The sequence below is a fragment of the Klebsiella sp. JN_Kp127 genome (genome assembly GCF_040062505.1).
In the GTDB taxonomy this organism is placed as follows: Bacteria; Pseudomonadota; Gammaproteobacteria; order Enterobacterales; family Enterobacteriaceae; genus Klebsiella; species Klebsiella quasipneumoniae.
Window position 1 is genome coordinate 14,854 of record NZ_JBEAHS010000046.1, and the last position, 20,164, is coordinate 35,017.

At 58.5% G+C, this 20,164-nt stretch carries 21 protein-coding genes; 5 read left to right on the forward strand and 16 right to left on the reverse strand.

Annotated features, from left to right (window positions below):
- Window positions 1-117: 117 nt before the first annotated feature.
- On the reverse strand, window positions 118-249 hold the full coding sequence (locus ABLV04_RS17560; protein ID WP_032428740.1) for a hypothetical protein: 132 nt from the start codon (window positions 247-249) through the stop codon (window positions 118-120).
- 39 nt (window positions 250-288) lie between these two features.
- Between ABLV04_RS17560 and mfd the strand changes: the two genes are divergently transcribed.
- Complete coding sequence (mfd, locus tag ABLV04_RS17565) at window positions 289-3,735, forward strand: transcription-repair coupling factor (RefSeq protein ID WP_032452446.1); 3,447 nt, start codon at window positions 289-291, stop codon at window positions 3,733-3,735.
- Window positions 3,736-3,899: 164 nt separating this feature from the next.
- Window positions 3,900-4,853, forward strand: a complete 954-nt coding sequence (locus tag ABLV04_RS17570) for a L,D-transpeptidase family protein (RefSeq protein ID WP_023289149.1) — start codon at window positions 3,900-3,902, stop codon at window positions 4,851-4,853.
- Between the two features lie 128 nt (window positions 4,854-4,981).
- On the opposite strand, the gene bhsA is transcribed toward ABLV04_RS17570, so the two are convergent.
- Window positions 4,982-5,239, reverse strand: coding sequence for a multiple stress resistance protein BhsA (gene bhsA / locus ABLV04_RS17575; RefSeq protein ID WP_002900788.1), 258 nt, complete (start codon window positions 5,237-5,239; stop codon window positions 4,982-4,984).
- A gap of 133 nt (window positions 5,240-5,372) precedes the next feature.
- Between bhsA and ABLV04_RS17580 the strand changes: the two genes are divergently transcribed.
- Both ABLV04_RS17580 and ABLV04_RS17585 read left to right on the forward strand, forming a co-directional pair.
- Complete coding sequence (locus tag ABLV04_RS17580) at window positions 5,373-5,492, forward strand: hypothetical protein (protein ID WP_044522093.1); 120 nt, start codon at window positions 5,373-5,375, stop codon at window positions 5,490-5,492.
- On the forward strand, window positions 5,489-6,124 hold the full coding sequence (locus ABLV04_RS17585) for a TetR/AcrR family transcriptional regulator (RefSeq protein ID WP_023289148.1): 636 nt from the start codon (window positions 5,489-5,491) through the stop codon (window positions 6,122-6,124). Before ABLV04_RS17580 ends, ABLV04_RS17585 begins: the two co-directional genes overlap by 4 nt.
- Before the next feature lie 52 nt (window positions 6,125-6,176).
- On the opposite strand, the gene ABLV04_RS17590 is transcribed toward ABLV04_RS17585, so the two are convergent.
- Complete coding sequence (locus ABLV04_RS17590) at window positions 6,177-6,299, reverse strand: hypothetical protein (RefSeq protein ID WP_180265724.1); 123 nt, start codon at window positions 6,297-6,299, stop codon at window positions 6,177-6,179.
- 68 nt (window positions 6,300-6,367) lie between these two features.
- Here ABLV04_RS17590 and ABLV04_RS17595 point away from each other — a divergent pair, with 68 nt between their 5' ends.
- Window positions 6,368-8,557: a TonB-dependent siderophore receptor gene (locus tag ABLV04_RS17595; protein ID WP_048297236.1), complete on the forward strand. Its 2,190-nt coding sequence runs from the start codon at window positions 6,368-6,370 to the stop codon at window positions 8,555-8,557.
- Window positions 8,558-8,614: 57 nt separating this feature from the next.
- Here the strand turns inward: ABLV04_RS17595 and ABLV04_RS17600 are convergent, their stop codons facing one another.
- From ABLV04_RS17600 to yceG, 13 genes are all read right to left on the reverse strand, one after another.
- Window positions 8,615-9,154, reverse strand: coding sequence for a glycine zipper 2TM domain-containing protein (locus ABLV04_RS17600; RefSeq protein WP_002900781.1), 540 nt, complete (start codon window positions 9,152-9,154; stop codon window positions 8,615-8,617).
- A gap of 193 nt (window positions 9,155-9,347) precedes the next feature.
- On the reverse strand, window positions 9,348-10,652 hold the full coding sequence (locus ABLV04_RS17605; protein WP_008805997.1) for an NAD(P)/FAD-dependent oxidoreductase: 1,305 nt from the start codon (window positions 10,650-10,652) through the stop codon (window positions 9,348-9,350).
- Window positions 10,653-10,897: 245 nt separating this feature from the next.
- Entirely contained in the window at window positions 10,898-11,440 is a 543-nt protein-coding gene (gene ycfP / locus ABLV04_RS17610) for an alpha/beta hydrolase YcfP (protein WP_002900775.1), read from the reverse strand.
- A 35-nt stretch (window positions 11,441-11,475) separates the two neighbouring features.
- Window positions 11,476-12,486, reverse strand: coding sequence for a beta-N-acetylhexosaminidase (gene nagZ, locus ABLV04_RS17615; RefSeq protein WP_072199202.1), 1,011 nt, complete (start codon window positions 12,484-12,486; stop codon window positions 11,476-11,478).
- Between the two features lie 23 nt (window positions 12,487-12,509).
- Window positions 12,510-13,337 (reverse strand): thiamine kinase, encoded by an 828-nt coding sequence (thiK, locus tag ABLV04_RS17620; RefSeq protein ID WP_050534256.1) that lies wholly within the window; start codon window positions 13,335-13,337, stop codon window positions 12,510-12,512.
- Window positions 13,318-13,956, reverse strand: coding sequence for a penicillin-binding protein activator LpoB (gene lpoB / locus ABLV04_RS17625; protein WP_072096711.1), 639 nt, complete (start codon window positions 13,954-13,956; stop codon window positions 13,318-13,320). The genes thiK and lpoB overlap by 20 nt, the downstream gene beginning before the upstream one ends.
- Window positions 13,957-13,977: 21 nt before the next feature.
- Entirely contained in the window at window positions 13,978-14,352 is a 375-nt protein-coding gene (locus ABLV04_RS17630; protein ID WP_004204572.1) for a YcfL family protein, read from the reverse strand.
- Between the two features lie 4 nt (window positions 14,353-14,356).
- Window positions 14,357-14,713: a purine nucleoside phosphoramidase gene (hinT, locus tag ABLV04_RS17635; protein WP_032452442.1), complete on the reverse strand. Its 357-nt coding sequence runs from the start codon at window positions 14,711-14,713 to the stop codon at window positions 14,357-14,359.
- Between the two features lie 261 nt (window positions 14,714-14,974).
- Complete coding sequence (ptsG, locus tag ABLV04_RS17640; protein ID WP_002900680.1) at window positions 14,975-16,408, reverse strand: PTS glucose transporter subunit IIBC; 1,434 nt, start codon at window positions 16,406-16,408, stop codon at window positions 14,975-14,977.
- A gap of 296 nt (window positions 16,409-16,704) precedes the next feature.
- Window positions 16,705-17,499 (reverse strand): metal-dependent hydrolase, encoded by a 795-nt coding sequence (locus tag ABLV04_RS17645; RefSeq protein WP_032452441.1) that lies wholly within the window; start codon window positions 17,497-17,499, stop codon window positions 16,705-16,707.
- 10 nt (window positions 17,500-17,509) lie between these two features.
- Window positions 17,510-18,514 carry a DNA polymerase III subunit delta' gene (gene holB / locus ABLV04_RS17650; protein ID WP_180265725.1) on the reverse strand — a complete coding sequence of 335 codons (1,005 nt, stop codon included), beginning with the start codon at window positions 18,512-18,514 and terminating at the stop codon, window positions 17,510-17,512.
- The gene (gene tmk / locus ABLV04_RS17655; RefSeq protein WP_023289141.1) at window positions 18,511-19,152 is read right to left on the reverse strand and encodes a dTMP kinase; all 642 of its coding nucleotides are present in this window, start codon (window positions 19,150-19,152) and stop codon (window positions 18,511-18,513) included. The genes holB and tmk overlap by 4 nt, the downstream gene beginning before the upstream one ends.
- The gene (yceG, locus tag ABLV04_RS17660) at window positions 19,142-20,164 is read right to left on the reverse strand and encodes a cell division protein YceG (protein WP_023289140.1); all 1,023 of its coding nucleotides are present in this window, start codon (window positions 20,162-20,164) and stop codon (window positions 19,142-19,144) included. The genes tmk and yceG overlap by 11 nt, the downstream gene beginning before the upstream one ends.

Here is a 20,164-nt window from a genome sequence, read left to right on the forward strand (position 1 = left end):
CTGATAGCCGATTCCCGAGTATATAAGCGATTAGGGGCAGCGTAAATGACTGATACCTGACGACTTTATTAGCAATAATCCTAAAAATCAAGCAAATACAAACGGATAGATAAGTACTTACTTATTAATCTTTACGCTTATCGACAGCGCTGACCTTTCTTCACTCAACACGCGATGGCAATTCGGGTTGGCGAATCCAGACCAATCGCGGATAATCTCACTATTGAATATCAGCGAGTTGCCCTCCATATCGGCAGAGCGAATCCCTAAGAGACCATGAAACCGTCTATGCCTGAACAATATCGATACTCATTGCCGGTGAAAGCCGGTGACCAGCGCCAGCTTGGCGAGTTGACCGGCGCAGCCTGCGCCACCCTGGTGGCGGAGATGGCCGAACGCCACAAGGGCCCGGTGGTGCTGGTGGCGCCTGACATGCAAAACGCGCTGCGTCTGAACGACGAGATCAGGCAGTTCACCGACAGCCTGGTGATGGGGCTGGCGGACTGGGAAACGCTCCCTTACGACAGCTTCTCGCCGCATCAGGACATCATCTCCTCCCGTCTTGCCACCCTTTACCAGTTACCCACTATGCAGCGCGGCGTGCTGATCGTCCCGGTCAGCACGCTGATGCAGCGCGTCTGTCCGCACAGCTTCCTTCACGGCCACGCGCTGGTGATGAAAAAGGGTCAGCGCCTGTCGCGCGATGCGCTGCGCGATCAGCTCGAGGGGGCCGGCTACCGCCATGTCGATCAGGTGATGGAGCATGGCGAATACGCCACCCGCGGCGCGCTGCTCGACCTGTTCCCGATGGGCAGCGACCAGCCCTACCGCCTCGATTTCTTTGACGATGAAATCGACAGCCTGCGCCTGTTCGACGTCGACAGCCAGCGCACGCTGGAGGAAGTGGCGGCCATTAACCTGCTGCCGGCGCACGAATTCCCCACCGACCAGACCGCCATCGAGCTGTTCCGCAGTCAGTGGCGCGACCGCTTTGAGGTGAAGCGCGACGCCGAGCATATCTATCAGCAGGTCAGTAAAGGGACGCTGCCTGCCGGTATCGAATACTGGCAGCCGCTGTTCTTCAGCGAGCCGCTGCCGCCGTTATTTAGCTATTTCCCGGCCAGCACGCTGATCGTCAACACCGGCGATCTCGAGGCCAGCGCGGAGCGTTTCCAGAATGAAGCCCGCGCCCGCTTTGAAAACCGCGGCGTCGATCCGATGCGCCCGCTCCTGCCGCCGGAACTGCTGTGGCTGCGCAGCGATGAGCTGTTCAGCGAACTGAAAAAATGGCCGCGCGTTCAGCTGAAAACCGAGCGCCTGGCCGAAAAAGCAGCGAATACCAACCTGGGCTACCAGACGCTGCCGGACCTCGCCGTCCAGGCGCAAAACAAAGCGCCGCTGGATAATCTGCGCCGCTTCCTCGACGCGTTTGCCGGTCCGGTGATTTTCTCCGTTGAAAGCGAGGGTCGCCGGGAAGCGCTGAGCGAAATGCTGGCGCGGATCAAAATTGCGCCGAAACACCTGCTGCGCCTGGAGGAAGCCACCGGCAACGGGCGCTATCTGATGATTGGCGCCGCCGAGCACGGGTTTATCGACAGTCAGCGCGGCCTGGCGCTGATTTGCGAGAGCGACCTGCTCGGCGAGCGCGTAGCGCGCCGTCGTCAGGATTCCCGTCGCACCATTAACCCTGACACGCTAATTCGCAACCTTGCCGAACTGCATATCGGCCAGCCGGTCGTTCACCTGGAACACGGCGTGGGCCGCTATGCGGGGATGACCACCCTGGAGGCGGGCGGCATCACCGGCGAATACCTGATGCTGACCTACGCCAACGATGCCAAATTATACGTTCCGGTCTCCTCGCTGCATCTTATCAGTCGCTACGCCGGCGGAGCGGAAGAGAACGCGCCCCTGCACAAGCTGGGCGGCGATGCCTGGACCCGGGCGCGGCAAAAAGCGGCCGAGAAGGTACGCGACGTAGCGGCCGAACTGCTGGATATCTACGCCCAGCGCGCGGCGAAAGCCGGGTTTGCCTTTAAACACGACCGCGAACAGTATCAGCTGTTCTGCGACGGTTTCCCGTTTGAAACCACGCCGGATCAGGCGCAGGCGATCAACGCCGTCCTCAGCGATATGTGCCAGCCGCTAGCCATGGACCGCCTGGTGTGTGGCGATGTGGGCTTCGGCAAGACCGAAGTGGCCATGCGCGCCGCCTTCCTCGCCGTGGAGAACCACAAACAGGTGGCGGTACTGGTACCGACCACCCTGCTGGCTCAGCAGCACTATGACAACTTCCGCGATCGTTTCGCCAACTGGCCGGTACGCATCGAAATGCTCTCCCGCTTCCGCAGCGCTAAAGAGCAGGCGCAGATCCTCGAGCAGGCCGCGGAAGGCAAAATCGATATCTTGATCGGCACCCATAAGCTGCTGCAGAGCGAGGTGAAGCTGCGCGATCTGGGGCTGCTGATCGTCGACGAAGAGCACCGGTTTGGCGTGCGGCATAAAGAGCGCATCAAAGCGATGCGCGCCGATGTCGATATCCTGACCCTCACCGCCACGCCGATCCCGCGAACGCTGAACATGGCGATGAGCGGGATGCGGGATCTGTCGATCATCGCCACGCCGCCGGCGCGCCGCCTGGCGGTAAAGACCTTCGTTCGCGAATACGATGCGCTGGTCGTGCGCGAGGCGATCCTGCGTGAAACGCTGCGCGGCGGCCAGGTTTACTACCTGTTTAATGACGTCGAGAACATCCAGAAAGCCGCCGACAAGCTGGCGGAGCTGGTGCCTGAGGCGCGGATCGCCATCGGCCACGGTCAGATGCGGGAGCGCGAGCTGGAGCGGGTGATGAATGACTTCCATCACCAGCGCTTCAATGTGCTGGTGTGCACCACCATCATCGAAACCGGGATCGACATTCCCACCGCCAACACCATCATTATCGAACGCGCCGACCACTTTGGCCTCGCCCAGCTGCACCAGCTGCGCGGCCGCGTTGGCCGCTCCCATCACCAGGCCTATGCCTGGCTGCTGACGCCGCATCCGAAGGCGATGACCACCGATGCGCAAAAGCGCCTCGAAGCCATTGCCTCGCTGGAAGATCTTGGCGCCGGCTTTGCGCTGGCGACCCACGATCTGGAGATCCGCGGCGCCGGGGAGCTGCTGGGCGAAGATCAGAGCGGTCAGATGGAGACCATCGGCTTCTCCCTGTATATGGAGCTGCTGGAGAATGCGGTAGATGCCCTGAAAGCCGGGCGCGAGCCGTCGCTGGAAGATCTCACCAGCCAGCAGACAGAAGTCGAACTGCGCATGCCTTCCCTGCTGCCTGATGATTTCATCCCCGACGTCAATACTCGTCTGTCGTTCTATAAGCGCATTGCCAGCGCCAAAAACGAACAGGATCTGGAGGAGATCAAAGTCGAGCTGATCGATCGTTTTGGCCGCCTGCCCGACGCCGCGCGCAATCTGCTGGATATCGCCCGTCTGCGTCAGCAGGCGCAGAAGCTGGGGATCCGTAAGCTGGAGAGCAATGAAAAAGGCGGCGTGATCGAATTTAACGAGAAAAACAACGTCAATCCGGTGTGGTTGATCGGCCTGCTGCAGAAGCAGCCGCAGCACTTCCGCCTGGACGGGCCGACGCGCCTGAAGTTCATGCAGGATCTCGAGGAGCGTAAGACGCGGATGGATTGGGTTCGCCAGTTCATGCGCCAGCTGGAAGAGAACGCCGTCGCCTGATCGCAGGGAGATACGGCCGGTACGCCGTATCTCCCTTTTCACATATCTGGCAATCTTTACAAACATTTTGCAATCCGCCTGGATTTCCCCACACAGACTCACGCCATAATCTCATCTCCTTTTTCATATAAAAATAACCAGTTATATATTTTGGAGTTATGGTAATGAGAAACCGTTTCCCCCTGGCGCTGGCGCTGGTCGCGCTGGTTGCCGCTCTGGCGCTGCCTGCGCGCGCTAACACCTGGCCCCTTCCCCCGCCGGGCAGCCGGCTGGTGGGGCAGAATCAGTTCCATGTGGTGCAGGATAACGGCGGTTCGCTGGAGGCGATTGCCAAAAAGTACAATGTCGGCTTTCTGGCCCTGCTGCAGGCCAATCCCGGGGTAGACCCCTATGTTCCGCGCGCCGGCAGCGTGCTGACTATCCCCCTGCAGACGCTGCTGCCCGATGCGCCGCGCGAAGGGCTGGTGATCAACCTTGCCGAACTGCGCCTCTACTATTACCCGCCGGGCAAGAATGAAGTGACCGTCTACCCGATCGGCATCGGCCAACTGGGCGGAACCACCATCACACCGACGATGGTCACCACCGTGTCCGACAAGCGGGCTAATCCGACCTGGACGCCAACCGCTAACATTCGCGCGCGCTACAAAGCGATGGGGATTGAGCTGCCGGCGGTGGTGCCTGCCGGTCCTGACAACCCGATGGGCCATCACGCTATCCGCCTTGCCGCCTATGGCGGAGTCTATCTCCTGCACGGCACCAATGCCGATTTCGGCATCGGCATGCGCGTCAGCTCCGGCTGTATTCGTCTGCGCGACAACGATATCAAGGCGCTGTACAACGCGATCTCGCCGGGCACGAAGGTGAATATTATCAACACGCCGATTAAGGCGTCGGTGGAGCCGGACGGCCGCCGTCTGGTCGAAATCCACCAGCCGCTGTCTGAGCATATCGATGACGACCCGCAGACCCTGCCTATTACGCTTAACGCGGCCATGAAGGCGTTCAAACAGGCGCCGCAGACCGACGGCACGGTAATGGAGCGCGCGATGAATTACCGCTCGGGCATGCCCATTGACGTTACCCGTCATGCCGACCCTGGTCCGCAGTCGCTGTAACCTCACGCTGCAGAAAACAAAAAACCCGCCTGACGGCGGGTTTTTTGTTGGCAAGGGTCAAACAGGGGTACAACAGGGTCTTACTCATCGCTGACCGGTGAAGGGGGCCGGGCAGCGACGCATCGGGTTTACTTGTAGATAACCGCGGTACCGTGAAGAGTATTCGGACCGGTTACCGAAGTAATACGGTATGAGGTGGCGCCCATTTCATCCGCTTTCTGCGCCAGCTGGTCTTCCAGCGACCCCAGGTTAGTCCCTGCGGACGCAGAGATGGTGCCCACTTTATGCTGGCCGGCTGGGGTGGACTGCACCTCAACAGCGGCAAAGCTGGCGAAAGAGAGGGAGCTAAGCACGGCGGCAATAGCCAGAGTATTAACGGTTTTCATGATTATTATACCTATGCAGATGAATTTTATAGTAGGGTCGTAAGCATTAACTTAACGATCGATAGGTAAATAATAATGTGATCTAAGTCACACGTCAACGCATTTTTATAACGATCGTTTAACTATTTATAAAATGCTTAATTTTCATACGCATATGAATTATTTATTTTTGAACCAACAGCGCTGGCCCCGGCGATCGTTTATTTTTATAATGGCCATTCACCAAACCAACATAGGTACAACGGCATCATGACAACTGACGTTCAAAGTTGCGCCAAAAAAAGCCGTGGCCGACCGAAGGTGTTCGACAGGGATGCGGCGCTGGACAAAGCCATGACACTCTTCTGGCAGCACGGCTATGAGGCGACCTCGCTCGCCGATCTGGTCGAGGCGACAGGAGCAAAAGCCCCCACCCTGTATGCGGAATTTGTGAATAAAGAAGGACTGTTCCGCGCAGTATTGGATCGTTACATTTCGCGCTTTGCCGCGAAGCACGAAGCCGTGCTGTTTGCTGAGGGAAAAACCGTCGATCGGGCGTTGCGCGACTACTTCACCGCGGTCGCCACCTGCTTTACCAGCAAAGAGACGCCGGCCGGCTGCTTTATCATCAATACCTCCGCCGCGCTGGCTGCCTCCTCGACGGATATCGCCAACACCATCAAATCCCGCCATGCGATGCAGGAGCAGGCGCTAACCCAGTTTCTGCAGCAGCGGCAAGCGCAGGGCGAACTGCCCGCGGGCCGCGACGTGGCGCAGCTCGCGCAGTTTCTCAACTGTGTCCTGCAGGGGATGTCCATCAGCGCACGGGAAGGCGCCGATTTCGACAAACTGATGCAAATCACTGACACCACTCTCCGTCTCTGGCCGCTGGTCCTCGAGTCCTGATGCGCCCCGCTTCCGGCGGTATTCTGCCGCCGGAACCGCCCGCCGTTTCGCTTTACCCCCACAAAATAGATTGATTTTTATTACCTTTTCTCGCGCAAGATAAACGCAAATGATATTGATTGCGATATTCATTATGTGCAAAATCCTTTTTTGAGTTTTTCCAGATGTTTCCCATTGTAACGAATACCGGCCGACGCCGGCCCATAACAACGACAAAGCAACTTGCTAATAAAAGGAATGGATATGAAAAAGCGCCTCTGGGTGCTCCACCCTCTGCTGCTGGCCAGCGCGCTGCCTGCGCTGGCGGCTCAATCTGATGAAGACAGCATCATCGTTAGCGCGAACCGCACCCACCGCACCGTGGCCGAGATGGCCCAAACCACCTGGGTCATTGAGGGCCAGGAGATTGAGCAGCAGGTCCAGGGCGGGAAAGAGTTCAAAGACGTGCTGGCTCAGCTGATCCCGGGCATCGATGTCAGCAGCCAGGGGCGCACCAATTACGGGATGAACATGCGCGGGCGCGCCATCGTCGTGCTGATCGACGGCGTCCGGCTCAACTCCTCACGCACCGACAGTCGCCAGCTCGACGCCATCGATCCGTTCAACATCGAACATATCGAAGTGATCTCCGGGGCGACCTCACTGTACGGCGGCGGCAGTACCGGCGGACTTATCAACATCGTCACCAAAAAAGGGCAGCAGGATCGGCAGGTCGATCTTGAGGTGGGCAGCAAGAGCGGGTTTGCCAACAGCAACGATCATGATGAGCGCGTCGCGGCGGCCGTCAGCGGCGGGACAGACCACGCGTCCGGGCGTTTATCGGTAGCCTATCAGCGTTTCGGCGGCTGGTACGACGGCAACAACGATGCGCTGCTCCTCGATAACACCCAAACGGGGCTCCAGCACTCCGACCGTCTGGACGTCATGGGAACGGGGACGATCGAGATCGACGACAACCGCCAGCTGCAGCTGGTCACCCAGTATTATAAAAGCCAGGGCGATGATGACTATGGCCTGTGGCTCGGGAAGAATATGTCCGCGGTGACCAGCGGCGGCAAAGCGTACACCACCGATGGGCTCAATTCCGATCGTATCCCCGGCACCGAGCGCCATCTGATCAGCCTCCAGTACTCCGATGCCGACTTCTTCGGTCAGAATCTGGTGAGCCAGGTGTACTATCGCGATGAATCCCTCACCTTCTATCCGTTCCCGACGCTCAGCAAAGGCCAGGTCAGCAGTTTCTCCTCGTCGCAGCAGGATACCGATCAGTATGGGGCAAAGCTGACCCTGAACAGTCAGCCGCTGGCGGGCTGGGATCTCACCTGGGGTCTCGACGCCGATCATGAGACCTTCAATGCCAATCAGATGTTCTTCGATCTGCAACAATCGCTGGCTTCCGGTGGGCTGCACAACGAATCGATCTACACCACCGGCCGCTACCCGGGATACAGCATCTCCAACGTCGCGCCGTTCCTGCAGTCAAGCTACGATCTGAACGATATCTTTACCATTAGCGGCGGGGTTCGCTACCAGTGGACCGAAAACCGGGTTGACGACTTTGTCGGCTACGCCCAGCAACAGGATATCGCCAACGGCAAAGCGCGCTCCGCCGACGCCATCAAAGGCGGCAAAACCGATTATGACAACTTCCTGTTTAACGCCGGGATCGTCGCCCATCTGACCGAGCGTCAACAGACCTGGTTTAACTTCTCGCAGGGCGTTGAGCTGCCGGATCCGGGTAAATACTATGGCATCGGGAAATACGGCGCCGCGGTCAATGGTCATCTGCCGCTGCTCTCCAGCGTCAACGTCGATGACTCGCCGCTGCAGGGGATCAAAGTTAACTCGTATGAGCTGGGCTGGCGCTACACCGGCGATAACCTGCGCACCCAGCTGGCGGCGTATTACTCGACTTCGGATAAGACCATCGTGGTCAACCGTACCGACATGACCATCGATGTTCAGTCCGACAAGCGGCGTATTTACGGCGTTGAGGGAGCGGTCGATTACTTTATTCCGGACAGCGACTGGAGCGTCGGCGGCAACTTCAACGTGCTGAAATCACAGGTGCAGACCGATGGCCGCTGGCAAAAATGGGACGTCACCCTCGCCTCGCCGTCCAAAGCCACCGCCTGGGTAGGCTGGGCGCCGGATCCGTGGAGCCTGCGCGTGCAGAGCCAGCAGGTGTTTGACCTCAGCGACGCCGCCGGCAACAAGCTGGAAGGTTATAATACCGTCGATTTTATCGGCAGTTACGCGCTGCCGGTGGGGAAACTGACCTTCAGTATCGAAAACCTGCTTAACGAAGATTATGTCACCATCTGGGGCCAGCGCGCGCCGCTGCTCTACAGCCCAACCTACGGCAGCTCGTCGCTGTATGAATACAAAGGCCGTGGCCGTACCTTCGGTCTGAATTACGCGTTAACTTTCTGACAAAAAAAGCCCCTCAGCCTGAGCGATTGAGGGGCTAATCATTACACAAATCTGTTTTTAGATTTTGTTGTTCAGGACCAGCTGGCCGTTGTTGTCCAGCGGGATCTGGCTGCCAGGATCGTGATCCATACGGATTTTCCCCTGCTGATCGCCTATCTTATAGGTCACATCGTAGCCCAGCATTTTGTCGGATTTGTCATACACCGTTTTGCAGCGCTGCTGCGTGGTGGTGTAGGTGTCGTTATCCTGCATCGCGCCCTGGATCTGGTTACCGGCATAGCCGCCGCCCAGCGCGCCCACCACCGTCGCCACGCTGCGTCCGTGACCGCCGCCGAACTGGTGGCCAATCACCCCGCCCGCCACCGCGCCCAGCACGGAACCGGCGATGCGGTTTTCATCCTGTACCGGACGACGATGGGTCACGGTGACATTACGGCATTCCTGGCGCGGCGTTTTCACGGTTTCTTTAATCGGTGTACTGGAGACCACTTGCGCATACTGCGGGCCGCGATCTAACACGTTGAGACCAGCGACAGCTGCAACGCCCAGCGCGGCAGCCACGCCTATCCCTATACCCGCCAACATAGATTTATTCACGGGAGATCCTCCTTTGTTGCTGTTGATACAATTTTGCAACCGGACCCGGGAAGGCGCAAATCAGATAGCGGATGAAAAGTGCGAGAATTCGCTGCAAATCAAAGGGATTCAGAGGATTCCGAGCGGGATCCCCGCCGGTTCAGCAGAAGAGCCCGGAGGCGCCGCCAGGGCGCGCTCCGGGTCGCGATAGCGATTAGTGCAGCTTGAGACGCGGGCGAATGATGCGGTTGATGCGACCAACCAGCATCATCAGGCCGGTTTTGAAATAGCCGTGCAGGGCGATCTGGTGCATACGGTACAGGGAGATGTACACGAAGCGCGCAATGCGCCCTTCCACCATCATCGAGCCGCGCATCAGGTTGCCCATCAGGCTGCCGACGGTGGAGTAATTGGACAGCGACACCAGCGAGCCATGGTCTTTATAGGTATACGCCTTCAGCGGTTTGCCTTTCATCTGCGCGAGGATGTTATTCAGCGCGCAGGTGGCCATCTGGTGCGCCGCCTGAGCACGCGGTGGCACAAACCCGCCTTCCGGACGGGCGCAGGAGGCGCAGTCGCCGATGGCGAAAATATCCGCGTCGCGGGTGGTCTGCAGCGTCGGCTCAACTACCAGCTGATTGATACGGTTGGTTTCCAGGCCGCCGATCTCTTTCATGAAATCTGGCGCTTTGATCCCGGCCGCCCAGACCATCAGATCCGCTTCAATATATTCGCCATCTTTAGTGTGCAGGCCGCCCGCATCGGCGCTGGTGACCATGGTCTGCGTCAGCACCCGTACGCCCAGCTTGGTCAGCTCATTATGCGCCGCGCCGGAAATGCGCGGCGGCAGCGCAGGCAGAATGCGTTCGCCCGCTTCGACCAGCGTGACGTTCAGCGCTTCGTTGGTCAGCCCTTTGTAACCGTAGCTGTGCAGCTGTTTCACGGCATTATGCAACTCAGCGGAGAGTTCCACGCCGGTGGCGCCGCCGCCGACGATGGCAATGTTCACTTTACCGTTAGCGCCAAGGTTCGCGGAGTACTTAAGGAACAGGTTGAGCATCTCCTGATGGAAACGACGCGCCTGATGCGGGTTGTCGAGGAAAATGCAGTTCTCTTTCACCCCAGGGGTGTTGAAGTCATTCGAGGTACTGCCCAGCGCCATCACCAGCGTGTCGTACGGCAGTTTACGCTCAGCCACCAGCAGCTCGCCTTTTTCATTGCGCAGTTCGCCGAGGGTGATGGTCTTCCCTTCGCGATTGATATCGACCACCGACCCCAGCTGGAACTGGAAGCCGTGGTTGCGGGCATGGGCCAGATAGCTCAGCGCATCAACGCCTTCATCCAGAGAACCGGTGGCCACTTCGTGCAGCAGCGGCTTCCACAGATGGCTGTGGTTACGGTCCACCAGGGTGATTTTCGCTTTCTTATGGCGCCCTAACTTTTTCCCCAGCTGAGTTGCCAGTTCCAGTCCGCCTGCGCCGCCACCCACAATTACGATTTTTTTCAATGGCGTAGTCATGTGCACCCCTAAAATTATTAACCAATTGTTAAATAAAAGTTATTAAAATAGCCTTTATTTAACAACAAGTTACGTCAATGAAACCATTCAGCACTGTCGAGAATACCATGAACGGTGCATTGGTCATACCAAAATTGATGTGCATCAAGTTTTGTCGCGTATTTTTTCAGCGAAACCAATAAGTGTAGACATGAAAAAACCCGCGCGGTGAACCCGGCGCGGGTTTGGAGACAGGGGAAAAAGGCTTAACCGAGGGTTTTAAACGCTTTCAGCCGCTGCAGGTGCGGCGAGATGTTTTTAAACTTATGGGTCTGCTCTTCATCCCAGATAATTTCATAATAGTGGTGCAGAAGGTCGGCGGAACGCTGGCTGTCCAGCGCTTCGTCCTGCCGGGAAAGCACCACCAGGCAGCGATCGCGGTTCTTCTCGCGAAAGTTGGTCACGCACTTGGTGGCGATGTCAGCATACTCTTCCGGTCGGTCGATTTTGCCTTCCATATTCTCATGCGGAAACAGGTTCGGATTGAACACCGCCTGACGAATATCGCACAGGAAACCAATCCGCTCAGCCCAGTAACCGCCGAGTCCAACGCCGCAGATCAGCGGCCGGTCATCGGCGGTAAGCTGCAGCATTTTATCGACCTCTTTCAGCAAATGCTGCATGTCGTGCTTGGGGTGGCGCGTGCTGTAGCTTATCAACCGCACGTCAGGGTCAATAAACTGCAACTGCATCACCTTCTCGTGGTTACCGGGGCTGTTCGAGTCAAAACCGTGTAAATAGATAATCATCGCATCCTCACCAGACAACAACGCCCCGCAGAGCGTTACGCGGACTTCGCCTCTTGCCAGCGCGCATGAAGCTGCTCCAGCTGGGCACTCACCGTTTTCCAACGGGCTGAATCCCTTAACTCCTGACGGGAAAAGGAACCTTTATGATACAATTTCGTAACACGCTCTGCTTTGATCGGCGACAGGTTATCCAGCACACTGACCGCGCCCTTACGATTATTGCAGACCAGTATCATATCGCAACCGGCGTCGAGCGATGCCTGGCCGCGTTCGGCATAGCTGCCCATGATCGCCGCCCCTTCCATCGACAGATCGTCGGAGAAAATCACCCCGTCGAAGCCCAGCTCTCCGCGCAGCACCGTCTTCAACCAGTACGCTGAACCGCTGGCCGGGCGCGGATCGAGCTCCGGATAAATCACATGCGCCGGCATAATGGCATCCAGACGCTGCTCGGCGATAAGGCTTTTGAATATCGCCATATCGTGGTCGCGGATAACCGATGCCGGACGCGGATCGAACGGGGTTTCTTTGTGCGAATCGGCAGTCACCGCCCCGTGTCCCGGGAAGTGTTTGCCGGTGGTTTTCATGCCCGCAGCGTGCATGCCGTCAATGAAGTGACGCGCCATCGTCAGCGCTTTCTGCGGATCTTCATGATAAGAACGTTCGCCGATCGCGGCGCTGATATGGCCGACGTCCAGCACCGGCGCAAAGCTAATATCGATGTCCATGGCGATCATTTCGCTGGCCATCAGCCAGCCAGCCTCGGCGGCCAGTTTGCCGCCCTCTTCCATCCCCAGCAGCGCGGCGAAAGACTGGGCCGCCGGTAAACGGGTAAAGCCTTCGCGGAAACGCTGAACGCGTCCCCCTTCCTGATCGACCGCCACCACCAGATGGTTACGGGAGGCTTCGCGGATCTGGCGCACCAGCTCCCGCAGCTGCGCCGGATCGTGATAATTTCGGGTGAAGAGGATCAACCCTCCCACCAGCGGATGCGCCAGAATCTCTCGCTCTTCCGCATCCAGTTCATACCCTTCAACATCCAACATCACTGGGCCCACACTGACCTCTCTTATCCTTTGCGTTCGTTGTCTAACTGACACCATGTTTCATCTGCCAGCGTGATAAATTGCCGATCCCCGCTCTGCCGCCAGCGCATTTCATACCAGCCCGCCATCAGCAGCAGTACCCACGGACGCCAGCGCGCCACCTGCCGCCATAGCTGCTGCGGGTCGATGGCCGCCCGCCGGGCATACGCCGTCACCAGCTGGCGGCGCTCGCCCGGGGCGATCCATACGGCGGCCAGCTCCAGCGCGATATCGCCATCGCCGGCATATTCCCAGTCGATCAGCTTCAGACCGGCGTCGCTGTGGATAATATTGCCGGCATGGACGTCCATATGCAGCGGCGCCAGGCGCAGAGGACGAGGCTCGCCCCGGCGGCACAGCCGCTGATGCCAGCGTAGCCAGCGCGGCGTGCGCCGGGCCGGATCGCTCCTCTGCCAGTACTGCGCCAGCAGCGGCCCGAGACTCACACGCCAGCCAAACCGCGGTTGCTGATGCAAATCATACAATAAGGCAGACAGCTGCGGGCAGTCAGGTAACTCGCTTTTCACCTCACCCGCGCAATACTCCACCACCATCCAGCAGGGCGAGTAAAACAGGGGGTTGGGCGCCAGCCTGGCAGGCAGCCGGCGCAGCGCGCGATACTGACGGCGAAAATAACAGGCAGCGGCAGACGGGTCGTGCGGCTGACGCAGCACTCGTCGCCGGTCGCCGTCGCTGATAATCACACTGCCGCCGCTGAGGCCGGTCTGGCTCAGCGAGGCGACAGGATGATAGTGGGGAAAGAAGCGCGACAAGAGCTCGTCGCGCGTTAGCTTATTGTTGCTGAACAGCACCTTTACCTGACCAGATAATCTCGCCGGTTTGCACCAGCATCAACTGCATCTTCAGCTCAGGCGCGTTGACGTTGCCGGTGGCATTGGAGTAAAGCACATACTGCGCGCCCACATTGCGGGCGATGCCCATGGCTTTGCTGCGGCTGCCGAGGCTGTCCTGCGGCGACAGGCCCAGCTGCTGCTTGGCGACCGCCAGCTGCTGCGGTGAAACAAGGGTAAATTTGCCGTTGCCCGCCAGCGCGTTGCGTAACGCGGTGGTAGCTTCTCCGGCATTCAGCGAACCGTTGGTGCGGTTGTTCACGCTGTCAACCAGCAGAATACTGCCGGCATTGACCCCGCCCGCCTGCAGCATCTGTCCCACCATCGGCTGCACCGCGCCGTTCCAGTCATAATGACGCACGCGCGGCGCCGGCTGACCCGACTGCTGATCCTGATGCTCAATCGGTCCTGGCTGCGACGGGACGGATGGCACCGCCGGTACCGTCGGCACCGTGGGCTGCGGCTGCGCAGGCTGCTGCGGCTGCGGTTTGGCCTCTTCTACCGGCGCGGGCTGCTCACGCAGCCCCGCACAGCCTGCGAGGAATATCGCCAGTGCTGTGATTAACGCATAGCGACACATTTTCATCATTATAATTACCCCTTACAGATAAAGATAAAGGCGGGCCTTATGCGCCCCCAGGATATTGGCGCTGCCATACAACGTCACCGAGGAGCGAGCCGGAACCACGATGGTGCGCGGCGCCTCCAGAGGGTGCATCTCCAGCCCTCGGGCGTCATACCAGAAAAAACGATAATGCACGGTGACCGGCTGTTGGCGCTCGTTATACAGCGTAGAGGAGGCGGTGGCCTGGATCTCCGTCGCCACGACGACAGGCTCGCTGGCGCTGATCCCGGCGGCCAGCACGCTCGACTCCATCACCAGCGCCTGCTGGTCAGAAACCGGGATCTCCGGATGTGAACTACATCCGGCTAGCAGCCCCGCCGCCAGACACGCGCCCAAAAGGGTCCTGAGCATGACGTTAGCCTTTGTGCGCCAGCATCGGACCCAGCGGACGACCGCCCAGCAGATGCATATGGATATGGTAAACTTCCTGGCCGCCGTGACGGTTGCAGTTGACGATCAACCGGTAGCCATCGTCGGCGAGGCCTTCATCGCGGGCAATCTTCGCCGCGACGGTCATCATCCGGCCCAGGGCCAGTTCATGTTCAGTGGTAACGTCATTTACGGTAGGAATCAGAACGTTCGGGACAATCAGAATGTGGGTGGGCGCCTGCGGGGAGATGTCGCGAAAAGCGGTCACAAGCTCATCCTGATAAACCATATCCGACGGGATCTCCCGGCGAATGATTTTGCTGAAAATCGTTTCTTCTGCCATGACTGATTCCTTATTAGTTTTATCCCGTACGCTGGCCTGCTTCTGCAGATAAACGCGGACGCACAGGTTACGGTAAGAGTATGAGCGACATCCTCCCTCTCTTTCAACCTGAAAGCTCTTTTTCTTATTCAACTATAGACTTAGCTGCTGAGGGAATAAGCATTTGGCGGACAGTTTGCGGGGTTATCGCCTCTGGAAGGCCGATCTGGTGACGTAAAAAAGGCAGCCAGTTGGCTGCCTTAGTCTCCCCGATACTACGTCTTAACTGTTACGGATGTACTCATCCATTTCAGTTTTCAGGTTATCGGACTTGGTACCGAAGATGGCCTGTACGCCAGAACCTGCCACTACCACGCCAGCGGCGCCCAGTTTTTTCAGGCCAGCCTGGTCAACTTTCGCTACATCCGCCACGCTAACACGCAGACGAGTAATACATGCGTCGAGGTTGGTGATGTTCTCTTTACCGCCGAAAGCGGCGACCAGAGCCGGAGCCATCTCGCTGGTTGCGCCAGCTTTGCTCTCTTCGGTGGTGTCTTCACGACCCGGGGTTTTCAGATCCAGGGCTTTAATCAGCACGCGGAAAATGACGTAGTACACGATCGCATAGCAGATACCGACGATCGGGAACAGCCACAGCTTGCTGCTGTTACCGGACAGCACGATAAAGTCGATCAGGCCGTGAGAGAACGAGGTACCGTCACGCATACCCAGCAGGATACAGATCGGGAACGCCAGACCCGCCAGGATGGCATGGATAACGTACAGGATCGGCGCCACGAACATGAACGAGAACTCGATCGGCTCGGTGATACCGGTCAGGAACGAGGTCAGCGCGGCGGAGATCATGATACCGCCTACTTTGGCGCGGTTTTCCGGTTTAGCAGAGTGCCAAATCGCGATAGCCGCTGCCGGCAGACCGTACATTTTGAACAGGAAGCCGCCAGACAGTTTGCCCGCAGTCGGGTCGCCTGCCATGTAGCGCGGGATATCGCCGTGGAATACCTGACCCGCCGCGTTGGTGTATTCGCCGATCTGCATCTGGAAAGGAACGTTCCAGATATGGTGCAGACCAAACGGCACCAGGCAACGCTCGATGAAACCGTAGATACCAAACGCCACCACCGGGTTCTGATAAGCAGCCCACTGGGAGAAGGTCTGGATCGCGGAACCGATCGGCGGCCAAATGAAGGAGAGGATCACGCCGGTGAAGATAGCGGCCAGACCAGAGATAATCGGTACAAAGCGCTTGCCCGCAAAGAAGCCGAGATATTCTGGCAGCTTGATGCGATAGAAGCGGTTGAACATGTACGCGGCGATAGCACCGGAGATAATACCGCCAAGCACGCCGGTATCAGCCAGGTGTTTTGCCGCAATCTCGTCAGCAGGTAAATGCAGCACCAGCGGCGCAACCACCGCCATGGTTTTCACCATGATGCCGTAAGCTACGACTGCAGCCAGTGCGGATACACCGTCGTTATTGGTGAAGCCGAGGGCCACACCGATAGCGAAGATCAGCGGCATGTTGGCGAAAACAGAACCGCCTGCTTCTGCCATGACGTGGGAGACCACGGCTGGCAGCCAGCTGAAGTTTGCGGAACCGACGCCCAGCAGGATACCTGCGATAGGCAGTACGGATACCGGCAGCATCAGCGATTTACCGACCTTCTGCAGGTTAGCAAATGCATTCTTAAACATAATTGAGAGTGCTCCTGAGTATTTGGTACTTTTTTACGTTTTCACGCATTGGCCCGGGGGGAGAACCGCGCCGTGGACAGGACATCTAAGCGCCCTTTATTTATTACACAGAGTAAAATAATTAACGGGATGATTGTTTGACGGCTATCACGTTTCAATCAGCCTTCCGGTAAAAATTTACATCAGCTTACATAAGTTGTATCCAGATGTTGCCAAAAAACCTTCACCGCCACTTTTGTGGCGGTGAACTTTACTCGCTTTGGCTATTAATTACGAGCCTTAAAATAATAAGCAGATCAAGCAGGTTGCAAGCGGGCGGGGTCAATGTGGAACAGCGTGGCAAAATTGTCGGTGGTCTGCTGAGCCAGTTGCTCCAGCGACACACCCTTCAGTACCGCCATGTATTCAGCAACGTCACGAACCATCGCCGGCTGGTTCTCTTTGCCGCGATGGGGTACCGGCGCCAGGTACGGCGAATCGGTCTCCACCAGCAGACGATCCAGCGGAACATAGCGCGCCGCATCGCGCAGTTGCTCGGCGTTACGGAAAGTGACGATACCGGAAAACGAGATATAGAACCCCATGTCGAGCAGCTTACCCGCCGTCTCCCTGTCCTCAGTGAAACAGTGTAGTACGCCTCCGCAATCCGTCACCTTTTCTTCACGTAAAATGGCCAGGGTATCGGCGCGAGCGTCACGGGTATGCACGATCACGGGCTTATTCAGCTCCCGGCCGATGCGGATATGGTCACGGAATGAGGTTTGCTGCTGGGCTTTGGTTTCCGGGGTATAAAAATAATCCAGCCCGGTCTCTCCCATCGCGACGACGCCCTCTTCCGCCGCCAGCGTGCGCAGCGTCTCCACCTCGTAGGGCTCGTCCTGGTTTAACGGGTGCACGCCACAGGAGAAAACGACATTGTCACGCCTCCCTACCAGCTCGCGCATACTGCGGTAGCCAGGCAGCGTCGTGGCGACCGCCAGGCAAAATTTCACATCGCGCGCGGCCGCTTTTGCCAGCACGTCATCGACGTTTTTGTGCAGAGTTTGATAATCCAGACCATCAAGATGGCAGTGGGAGTCGACTAAAAACATAATGTCTCACTCAGAGGTGGGAGACGGGTAAAACCGTCCCGGGTTGCAGGTAATGTTCCCAGCGCAGCAGGCGCTCGGTGAGCAGCAGTTCGCGGTTGACGCCGACGACGTTCAGCAATTGCTCGCGGCAGGTACAGACGTCATGGGCAATCGCCTGCAGCCGGGAGGCGGGCAGACTATGCGCCAACTGCTCCAGCAGCGGCCAGACATCCGGATTACTCACCAGGGCAATTCCCTGCTGTCGTTTTTGCGCATCGACCAGCAGCGATGCCAGCCAGTGCAGGCGAACCGCCGCCTGTTCATGATTGAGTATTGGCAGCAGCGCCAGCCAGTCACCGCTCGCCAGCGTGGTCGCCAGCGCCTGACACAGCTGCTGTCGCGCCGTCCACTGCGGCTCCTTAAGCAGCTCAAGCGCGGCGGCCGGCGCGCTGGCGCACAGACGTAACGCGGTCAGCAGCGCCTCCTGCGGCAGTTTCACCTCACGCTCCAGCCAGGCCAGGGCATAAGATTCCGTCGGCGGCGACAGGTGGTGCAGGCGGCAGCGACTGCGCAGAGTGGTCAGCAGACGCGCCGGCTCCTCGCAGGCGAGAAAGAACCAGGTATTTTCCGGCGGCTCCTCCAGCGTTTTCAGCAACGCGTTGGCGGCGGCATCGGTCAGCAAGGCGGCATCGCTAATCCATACCACCTTCGCCCCACCGAGGCGCGCGCGCTCATAGAGCTTGTCGTTGACATCGCGCACCGCGTCAATACCCAGCGCGCTCTTGCCTTTCTCGGGGCTCAGCGGGTAGTAATCAGGGTGCGTACCGGCCTGCATCAGCTGGCAGCTGTGGCAGTGACCGCAGCTTTTATGCCCTTCGGGCTGGCGGCACATCAGGAAGCGGCACAGCGCATACATCAACGCCTCGCCGCCCATCCCGTTCAGGGATTGTAACAGTAAGGCGTGGTGGCCTCGTCCGGCCTGATAGCTACCGACCAGTTGCTCGAACGAGGGGCGCAGCCACGGATACCATTTCATGCCGGTTGCTCCGCCATCCACTGGACGATCGTGGCGCGAATATCGCGCGCGACGGCATCCAACGGCTGCGTCGCGTCCACCGTGCGGATAGAAGGATCCGCCGCGGCCAGCTCAAGGTAGCGCGCGCGGGTACGATTGAAGAAGTTCATGGACTCCTGCTCAATGCGATCCAGTTCTCCGCGGGCGCGGGCGCGCCGCAGGCCCACTTCCGGCGTGACGTCGAGGTACAGCGTCAAATTAGGTCGAAAATCGCCGAGAACGGCGTCACGCAGCGTCGCCAGCATCGTGCGGTCAATCCCCCTGCCGCCGCCCTGATAGGCCTGAGTGGAGAGATCGTGACGATCGCCGATCACCCACTGGCCGCGAGCCAGAGCTGGCTTAATCACGGTCTCCACCAGCTGGACGCGCGCCGCGTAAAACATCAGCACTTCCGCTTTATCGTTAATCACTTCATCGCCCGTGGACTGGATATCCAGCACCAGGCTACGCAGTTTTTCGGCAAGGATTGTGCCCCCCGGCTCACGGGTAAACACCATATCGTGAATACCTGCCGACTGCAGCGTCTCCACCACCAGTTGACGTGCGGTGGTCTTCCCGGCGCCCTCCAGCCCCTCGATGACGATATAGTTACTGCGCATTTTTTTCCTTAAGTACTTTCAGATAGTCCTGCACCGCGCGGTTATGGCTGACCAGGTTTGTGGTAAACGTATGGCCCCCTTTCCCGTCGGCGACAAAATAGAGGTATGGCGTTTTCGCCGGATGGGCGGCCGCCTTCAGCGACGCTTCGCCCGGCACCGCAATAGGGCCTGGCGGCAGGCCGCTGATGGTATAAGTATTGTACGCGGTCGGCGTCTCCAGATCCTTACGCGTTAACTTACCATTATACCCTTCTCCCATCCCGTAGATCACCGTTGGATCAGTCTGTAAACGCATGCCGATGCGCAGGCGGTTGATAAACACCGACGCGACGCGATCGCGCTCTTCCGCCACCGCGGTCTCTTTCTCAATAATCGAGGCCATGGTCAACAGCTGATTCTGATCGTCATAGGGCAGATTATCCATCCGTCCTTCCCAGACCTTCGCCACTTCGGTGACCATTTTCTGATGCGCGCGCTTGAGGATGGCGATGTCGCTGGTATTGGCGGTGTACATCCAGGTATCCGGCCAGAACCAACCTTCCACCCAGTCGGCGTGGTCAAGACCTAGAGCCTTAGCCACCGTCGCGTAGCTATCGTCTTCAAGCGTGTGCTTCACGTAGGGGGCATCGCGCAGCTGACGAAGGTAGTCGCTGACGCGCATGCCTTCGACAAAGCGCAGCGGAAACTGCGCCTCTTTGCCGCTGGCCAGCAGCTGCAGCATTTCGCGTACCGTCATTTGCGGCGTGAAGCGATAGGTCCCGGCCTTGAAGTGAGACAGCTCAGGCTCCATCCGCAGCAGCCACTGGAACACGCGCGGACGATTGATCACCTTCTCGCGATAGAGATCCTGCCCCAGCGCCAGCCGGCCGGTGCCGGCTTCGAGGGTAAAGATGGTCTCTTCTTTAATCAGCAGCTTGCTGTCCGCCAGCTGGCGTACCTTCCACATTCCTGCCGCCGCGGCGATGCCCAACAGCACGACCAGCAACAGGATAAAACGTAACATTTTCTTCAT

What these genes read in the sequence shown, in the direction of transcription:
- ABLV04_RS17560 (WP_032428740.1), bottom strand. Translation starts at nt 249, where the DNA reads ATGGAGGGCAACTCGCTGATATTCAATAGTGAGATTATCCGCGATTGG.
- mfd (WP_032452446.1), top strand. Translation starts at nt 289, where the DNA reads ATGCCTGAACAATATCGATACTCATTGCCGGTGAAAGCCGGTGACCAG.
- ABLV04_RS17570 (WP_023289149.1), top strand. Translation starts at nt 3,900, where the DNA reads ATGAGAAACCGTTTCCCCCTGGCGCTGGCGCTGGTCGCGCTGGTTGCC.
- bhsA (WP_002900788.1), bottom strand. Translation starts at nt 5,239, where the DNA reads ATGAAAACCGTTAATACTCTGGCTATTGCCGCCGTGCTTAGCTCCCTC.
- ABLV04_RS17580 (WP_044522093.1), top strand. Translation starts at nt 5,373, where the DNA reads ATGCTTAATTTTCATACGCATATGAATTATTTATTTTTGAACCAACAG.
- ABLV04_RS17585 (WP_023289148.1), top strand. Translation starts at nt 5,489, where the DNA reads ATGACAACTGACGTTCAAAGTTGCGCCAAAAAAAGCCGTGGCCGACCG.
- ABLV04_RS17590 (WP_180265724.1), bottom strand. Translation starts at nt 6,299, where the DNA reads ATGGGAAACATCTGGAAAAACTCAAAAAAGGATTTTGCACATAATGAA.
- ABLV04_RS17595 (WP_048297236.1), top strand. Translation starts at nt 6,368, where the DNA reads ATGAAAAAGCGCCTCTGGGTGCTCCACCCTCTGCTGCTGGCCAGCGCG.
- ABLV04_RS17605 (WP_008805997.1), bottom strand. Translation starts at nt 10,652, where the DNA reads ATGACTACGCCATTGAAAAAAATCGTAATTGTGGGTGGCGGCGCAGGC.
- ycfP (WP_002900775.1), bottom strand. Translation starts at nt 11,440, where the DNA reads ATGATTATCTATTTACACGGTTTTGACTCGAACAGCCCCGGTAACCAC.
- nagZ (WP_072199202.1), bottom strand. Translation starts at nt 12,486, where the DNA reads ATGTTGGATGTTGAAGGGTATGAACTGGATGCGGAAGAGCGAGAGATT.
- lpoB (WP_072096711.1), bottom strand. Translation starts at nt 13,956, where the DNA reads ATGTGTCGCTATGCGTTAATCACAGCACTGGCGATATTCCTCGCAGGC.
- ABLV04_RS17630 (WP_004204572.1), bottom strand. Translation starts at nt 14,352, where the DNA reads ATGCTCAGGACCCTTTTGGGCGCGTGTCTGGCGGCGGGGCTGCTAGCC.
- hinT (WP_032452442.1), bottom strand. Translation starts at nt 14,713, where the DNA reads ATGGCAGAAGAAACGATTTTCAGCAAAATCATTCGCCGGGAGATCCCG.
- ptsG (WP_002900680.1), bottom strand. Translation starts at nt 16,408, where the DNA reads ATGTTTAAGAATGCATTTGCTAACCTGCAGAAGGTCGGTAAATCGCTG.
- ABLV04_RS17645 (WP_032452441.1), bottom strand. Translation starts at nt 17,499, where the DNA reads ATGTTTTTAGTCGACTCCCACTGCCATCTTGATGGTCTGGATTATCAA.
- holB (WP_180265725.1), bottom strand. Translation starts at nt 18,514, where the DNA reads ATGAAATGGTATCCGTGGCTGCGCCCCTCGTTCGAGCAACTGGTCGGT.
- tmk (WP_023289141.1), bottom strand. Translation starts at nt 19,152, where the DNA reads ATGCGCAGTAACTATATCGTCATCGAGGGGCTGGAGGGCGCCGGGAAG.
- yceG (WP_023289140.1), bottom strand. Translation starts at nt 20,164, where the DNA reads ATGAAGAAAATGTTACGTTTTATCCTGTTGCTGGTCGTGCTGTTGGGC.